Annotated in this window: 4 protein-coding genes, 2 tRNA genes and 2 pseudogenes; 4 read left to right on the top strand and 4 right to left on the bottom strand. The window is 64.1% G+C overall.

What is annotated here, in order from left to right; all coding sequences use genetic code 11:
• Positions 1-208 precede the first annotated feature (208 nt).
• Both LB513_RS25125 and LB513_RS25120 read left to right on the top strand, forming a co-directional pair.
• Positions 209-285, top strand: a tRNA-Met gene (locus LB513_RS25125).
• Between the two features lie 463 nt (positions 286-748).
• Entirely contained in the window at positions 749-1,531 is a 783-nt protein-coding gene (locus LB513_RS25120) for a DeoR/GlpR family DNA-binding transcription regulator (RefSeq protein ID WP_224666176.1), read from the top strand.
• Between the two features lie 70 nt (positions 1,532-1,601).
• Here the strand turns inward: LB513_RS25120 and LB513_RS25115 are convergent, their stop codons facing one another.
• Positions 1,602-2,387, bottom strand: a complete 786-nt coding sequence (locus LB513_RS25115; protein WP_224666177.1) for an ATP-binding cassette domain-containing protein — start codon at positions 2,385-2,387, stop codon at positions 1,602-1,604.
• Positions 2,384-2,953 (bottom strand): annotated as a pseudogene (locus LB513_RS25110) (ATP-binding cassette domain-containing protein); the annotation flags it as partial. The pseudogene LB513_RS25110 and the gene LB513_RS25115, both read right to left, overlap by 4 nt.
• 118 nt (positions 2,954-3,071) lie before the next feature.
• Between LB513_RS25110 and LB513_RS25105 the strand changes: the two are divergent.
• Together LB513_RS25105 and LB513_RS25100 are read left to right on the top strand one after the other, a co-directional pair.
• Positions 3,072-3,641 (top strand): annotated as a pseudogene (locus LB513_RS25105) (ATP-binding cassette domain-containing protein); the annotation flags it as partial.
• The gene (locus tag LB513_RS25100) at positions 3,638-4,423 is read left to right on the top strand and encodes an ATP-binding cassette domain-containing protein (RefSeq protein WP_224666177.1); all 786 of its coding nucleotides are present in this window, start codon (positions 3,638-3,640) and stop codon (positions 4,421-4,423) included. The pseudogene LB513_RS25105 and the gene LB513_RS25100, both read left to right, overlap by 4 nt.
• A gap of 70 nt (positions 4,424-4,493) precedes the next feature.
• Here LB513_RS25100 and LB513_RS25095 read toward each other — a convergent pair whose 3' ends face one another.
• Together LB513_RS25095 and LB513_RS25090 are read right to left on the bottom strand one after the other, a co-directional pair.
• On the bottom strand, positions 4,494-5,276 hold the full coding sequence (locus LB513_RS25095; protein WP_224666176.1) for a DeoR/GlpR family DNA-binding transcription regulator: 783 nt from the start codon (positions 5,274-5,276) through the stop codon (positions 4,494-4,496).
• Between the two features lie 463 nt (positions 5,277-5,739).
• Positions 5,740-5,816, bottom strand: a tRNA-Met gene (locus LB513_RS25090).
• Positions 5,817-6,024 lie beyond the last annotated feature (208 nt).

Genomic DNA, 6,024 nt, shown 5'->3' with positions numbered 1-6,024 from the left:
ACTTCGTCTCAAGACGCGGGAGAGTAGGTCGCTGCCAGGTCTGCCAAACGCACGTTAAACCCAGATCCAGACGGACCGGGTCCAAATCTTCTCTTCACGAACAGGCCCGCCAACGGGACCAGGGGCCGCAACAGCGGCCCTTTCATTTGGTGAGCCTCATGCCTATCTTAGGCTCAGCCTTTCTACAGGCCAGCCGACACAAAGGTGACGCGGGGTGGAGCAGCCCGGTAGCTCGTCAGGCTCATAACCTGAAGGTCACAGGTTCAAATCCTGTCCCCGCAACCAACCTTCCCCCCCAAAGACTACCCCCCACGAACTGCGTTGACTGGGCCATCCGCTATGACAATGCTGGGGCAAGTAGGATATGAACCTGTGCCCTTCAGCTTATGACGCAGGATGATGAGCTACTGTCCCGCGAAGGTCCGTCAGGCCAAAGCCGACGGGCATTTCTGCTTGCGGTGCCGCAGCTCTCACTGCTGGTAATCGACCACCTTATCAGAGCAGGGAAGCGGCGGAGCGCACTTTCTCAACGACAGCGCGAGGACACCCAGGTTCGGCACGCGTCTGACTGGCGAACCACTCTAACTCTCTGTTTTGGCGCCGTTCCGGGCGCAAACTGCCTCACACGTTCACTGGAATCGCGCTACTGTCTTCAATGTTGCCGACATATCATGCAGGCACGGCGGAGTCGTGGCGTGGGCGGATCGGTCGCGTTGGCGCACTGAGGTGGGTCAGGGGGTGGGACGTCATGGAACAGAGCCGGCTGACGAAGAAGGAACGGCACGAGCTTATCCTGTCGGAGGTGCGCCGATCGGCCTCTATCCGGATATCCAGCTTGGCCATGCGGCTCGGCGTGGCCGGCGAGACCATCCGCCGCGACCTCATTGAACTGGGCGAGGCCGGACTGCTCAATCGGACCTATGGCGGCGCGACAATTTCTTTGGTGACGTCCGAGCCGGTCATTGCCGAGCGCAGCCAGACCATGATCGAAGAGCGCGCCCGAATTGCGCGCGGCACGGCTCGACTGATCCAGAAGGGCCAGATCGTGATGATCGACGGCGGCTCCACGACGTATGAAGTGGCGCGCAGTCTCTCGCAGTCGAAGCACGACCTGACCGTCATCACCAACTCCATCGGCGTGGCCTCGGTAGCCGGCGCCAATTCGAGCTTCCGCGTCATCTTGTGCCCCGGAACCTACGACAGCCGGGAGGCCAGCGTGTTCGGCGAGGACACGATCGAGTTCATCAGGCGCTACAACGCCGACATCGCCCTCATCGGCGCCTCAGGTCTGTCCGCGGACGGGCCCAGCGACATGATCTCGGGGGCCGCAGCGGTGAAGCGGGCGATGGTCTCACGCGCGCTGTCGACGGTCCTGGTGGTGACCAACGACAAGTTCGGCCGCAACAGCCTCGAGCGCGTCTGCCCGCTCGACGATATTTCCGGCGTCGTCACCGACCGTGAGCCCCAGCCTGACCTGCGGGCGGCGATCGAGTCGGCCGGTACGGAATTGCACGTCTTCGCCGACCGCTGAGCCTGGCCGAACCGGCGAAAGGCGGAATCGAGTTCGCGAGACAGTTGCTCGGCTCTGGTGGTGGGATCAGTCATATTGCCTCTGGAATGCTTCGATTGAGTCTCGGTGTCGCTGCCACAAGCGCCTTGCCTATTGCGGATTGCGGTGCATCGATTACGGCTCGGGCGTCACCGCTCTCGGCGATCCGCCCGCCGTCGAGGAGGATGACGCGGTGGGCGACAGACCGGACAACACCGAGATCATGCGAAATGAAGAGATAGGCGATGCGCTCCTCGGCCTGGAGGCCGAGCAGCAATTCGAGGATTTGTCCGCGCACCGAGACATCGAGCGCCGACACCGCCTCGTCCAGCACGATCAGCGACGGTTTGGTCGCGATCGCCCGGGCGATGGCGACGCGCTGCCGTTGGCCTCCGGAGATTTCGTGAATAGCGCCTAGGGCGACATCCGCCGGCAGCCCTACGCGCTCCAGCAGGGCGGCGATGTGTCCCGGGCGTTCGGTGCGGCGGGCGATTCTGTGAATGCGCAGCGGGTCGTCAAGAACGCGCGCTACGGTGGCGCGCGGGTTAAGGGAGGCCAGCGGATCCTGGAACACCATCTGCAGGCGTGCGCGGCGCGCGCGCAAGACCGCGCCGCGCAAGGCGAGGAAATCACCGCCTTCGAAGTTCACTCGGCCCGAATCCGGCTCGGCCAGCCGCAGCACCAGCCTTGCGATGGTTGATTTGCCGCTGCCCGAAGGTCCGGCCAGTGCCAGCGTTTCGCCAGCTTCGATGTGGAAAGAGACATCGTCCGCGGCGACGATGGTTTCGCCGCCGCGCCGGTAGCGCTTGCTGAGGTTGGACACCGCCAGCAGGCTCATGCGCCGGGCCTCCTCAGCAAGGGTTCGGCCTCGAGGCCGATATGGGCATCGAGCAGCGCGCGCGTGTAGAGGTGGTGCGGGGCATCGATGATCCGCGCGGCTTCGCCAAGCTCGATCAGCTGGCCATGGCGGAATACGGCAATGCGCTCGGCGAGTTCCGCCGCCAGAGCGATGTCATGGCTGATGAACAGCAGCGTCATGCCGTCCTCGGCCACCAGCCGCCGGATCAGGGCAACGATCTCGGCCTGCACGATGGTATCGAGCGCGCTGGTTGCCTCGTCGGCGATGAGCAGCTTTGGCCCGGCGGCGATGGCGGCGGCGATCGCCACACGCTGCTTTTGACCGCCGGAGAGTTGATGCGGGAAGGCGTGTAGGGCGGAGTCTGGATCAGGCAGGCGGACGCGTTCGAGCAAGGTCCTGGCCTTCGCATAGGCCTGCGGCCAGGTGAGGCCGAGATGCGTGCGCGCGACCTCGGCGATCTGTTTGCCGACCTTCATCACCGGATCGAGGCTGGCGGACGGATCCTGAAAGACGAAACCAATGTCGCGGCCGCCAAGGGGAGTTTTGCTGGGCTTGGATTTGAAAGTTCGGCGTTCCGTCACACCCCCCTCTGTCCTGCCGGACATGTCCGGCAGGACAGAGGGGGGTGTGACGGAACGCCGAACTTTCAAATCCAAGCCCAGCAAAACTCCCCTTGGCGGCCGCGACATTGGTTTCGTCTTTCAGGATCCGTCCGCCAGCCTCGATCCGGTGATGAAGGTCGGCAAACAGATCGCCGAGGTCGCGCGCACGCATCTCGGCCTCACCTGGCCGCAGGCCTATGCGAAGGCCAGGACCTTGCTCGAACGCGTCCGCCTGCCTGATCCAGACTCCGCCCTACACGCCTTCCCGCATCAACTCTCCGGCGGTCAAAAGCAGCGTGTGGCGATCGCCGCCGCCATCGCCGCCGGGCCAAAGCTGCTCATCGCCGACGAGGCAACCAGCGCGCTCGATACCATCGTGCAGGCCGAGATCGTTGCCCTGATCCGGCGGCTGGTGGCCGAGGACGGCATGACGCTGCTGTTCATCAGCCATGACATCGCTCTGGCGGCGGAACTCGCCGAGCGCATTGCCGTATTCCGCCATGGCCAGCTGATCGAGCTTGGCGAAGCCGCGCGGATCATCGATGCCCCGCACCACCTCTACACGCGCGCGCTGCTCGATGCCCATATCGGCCTCGAGGCCGAACCCTTGCTGAGGAGGCCCGGCGCATGAGCCTGCTGGCGGTGTCCAACCTCAGCAAGCGCTACCGGCGCGGCGGCGAAACCATCGTCGCCGCGGACGATGTCTCTTTCCACATCGAAGCTGGCGAAACGCTGGCACTGGCCGGACCTTCGGGCAGCGGCAAATCAACCATCGCAAGGCTGGTGCTGCGGCTGGCCGAGCCGGATTCGGGCCGAGTGAACTTCGAAGGCGGTGATTTCCTCGCCTTGCGCGGCGCGGTCTTGCGCGCGCGCCGCGCACGCCTGCAGATGGTGTTCCAGGATCCGCTGGCCTCCCTTAACCCGCGCGCCACCGTAGCGCGCGTTCTTGACGACCCGCTGCGCATTCACAGAATCGCCCGCCGCACCGAACGCCCGGGACACATCGCCGCCCTGCTGGAGCGCGTAGGGCTGCCGGCGGATGTCGCCCTAGGCGCTATTCACGAAATCTCCGGAGGCCAACGGCAGCGCGTCGCCATCGCCCGGGCGATCGCGACCAAACCGTCGCTGATCGTGCTGGACGAGGCGGTGTCGGCGCTCGATGTCTCGGTGCGCGGACAAATCCTCGAATTGCTGCTCGGCCTCCAGGCCGAGGAGCGCATCGCCTATCTCTTCATTTCGCATGATCTCGGTGTTGTCCGGTCTGTCGCCCACCGCGTCATCCTCCTCGACGGCGGGCGGATCGCCGAGAGCGGTGACGCCCGAGCCGTAATCGATGCACCGCAATCCGCAATAGGCAAGGCGCTTGTGGCAGCGACACCGAGACTCAATCGAAGCATTCCAGAGGCAATATGACTGATCCCACCACCAGAGCCGAGCAACTGTCTCGCGAACTCGATTCCGCCTTTCGCCGGTTCGGCCAGGCTCAGCGGTCGGCGAAGACGTGCAATTCCGTACCGGCCGACTCGATCGCCGCCCGCAGGTCAGGCTGGGGCTCACGGTCGGTGACGACGCCGGAAATATCGTCGAGCGGGCAGACGCGCTCGAGGCTGTTGCGGCCGAACTTGTCGTTGGTCACCACCAGGACCGTCGACAGCGCGCGTGAGACCATCGCCCGCTTCACCGCTGCGGCCCCCGAGATCATGTCGCTGGGCCCGTCCGCGGACAGACCTGAGGCGCCGATGAGGGCGATGTCGGCGTTGTAGCGCCTGATGAACTCGATCGTGTCCTCGCCGAACACGCTGGCCTCCCGGCTGTCGTAGGTTCCGGGGCACAAGATGACGCGGAAGCTCGAATTGGCGCCGGCTACCGAGGCCACGCCGATGGAGTTGGTGATGACGGTCAGGTCGTGCTTCGACTGCGAGAGACTGCGCGCCACTTCATACGTCGTGGAGCCGCCGTCGATCATCACGATCTGGCCCTTCTGGATCAGTCGAGCCGTGCCGCGCGCAATTCGGGCGCGCTCTTCGATCATGGTCTGGCTGCGCTCGGCAATGACCGGCTCGGACGTCACCAAAGAAATTGTCGCGCCGCCATAGGTCCGATTGAGCAGTCCGGCCTCGCCCAGTTCAATGAGGTCGCGGCGGATGGTCTCGCCGGCCACGCCGAGCCGCATGGCCAAGCTGGATATCCGGATAGAGGCCGATCGGCGCACCTCCGACAGGATAAGCTCGTGCCGTTCCTTCTTCGTCAGCCGGCTCTGTTCCATGACGTCCCACCCCCTGACCCACCTCAGTGCGCCAACGCGACCGATCCGCCCACGCCACGACTCCGCCGTGCCTGCATGATATGTCGGCAACATTGAAGACAGTAGCGCGATTCCAGTGAACGTGTGAGGCAGTTTGCGCCCGGAACGGCGCCAAAACAGAGAGTTAGAGTGGTTCGCCAGTCAGACGCGTGCCGAACCTGGGTGTCCTCGCGCTGTCGTTGAGAAAGTGCGCTCCGCCGCTTCCCTGCTCTGATAAGGTGGTCGATTACCAGCAGTGAGAGCTGCGGCACCGCAAGCAGAAATGCCCGTCGGCTTTGGCCTGACGGACCTTCGCGGGACAGTAGCTCATCATCCTGCGTCATAAGCTGAAGGGCACAGGTTCATATCCTACTTGCCCCAGCATTGTCATAGCGGATGGCCCAGTCAACGCAGTTCGTGGGGGGTAGTCTTTGGGGGGGAAGGTTGGTTGCGGGGACAGGATTTGAACCTGTGACCTTCAGGTTATGAGCCTGACGAGCTACCGGGCTGCTCCACCCCGCGTCACCTTTGTGTCGGCTGGCCTGTAGAAAGGCTGAGCCTAAGATAGGCATGAGGCTCACCAAATGAAAGGGCCGCTGTTGCGGCCCCTGGTCCCGTTGGCGGGCCTGTTCGTGAAGAGAAGATTTGGACCCGGTCCGTCTGGATCTGGGTTTAACGTGCGTTTGGCAGACCTGGCAGCGACCTACTCTCCCGCGTCTTGAGACGAAGT

The sequence above is a fragment of the Mesorhizobium sp. ES1-1 genome (assembly GCF_020164785.1).
Classification (GTDB): Bacteria; Pseudomonadota; Alphaproteobacteria; order Rhizobiales; family Rhizobiaceae; genus Mesorhizobium.
Note: the sequence above shows the minus strand (reverse complement) of the source record. Positions and strands in the feature narration are given on the sequence as shown.

Bases quoted from the DNA above. Each gene is read 5' to 3' on its own strand.
- LB513_RS25120 (WP_224666176.1), top strand. From the start codon at position 749: ATGGAACAGAGCCGGCTGACGAAGAAGGAACGGCACGAGCTTATCCTG.
- LB513_RS25115 (WP_224666177.1), bottom strand. From the start codon at position 2,387: ATGAGCCTGCTGGCGGTGTCCAACCTCAGCAAGCGCTACCGGCGCGGC.
- LB513_RS25100 (WP_224666177.1), top strand. From the start codon at position 3,638: ATGAGCCTGCTGGCGGTGTCCAACCTCAGCAAGCGCTACCGGCGCGGC.
- LB513_RS25095 (WP_224666176.1), bottom strand. From the start codon at position 5,276: ATGGAACAGAGCCGGCTGACGAAGAAGGAACGGCACGAGCTTATCCTG.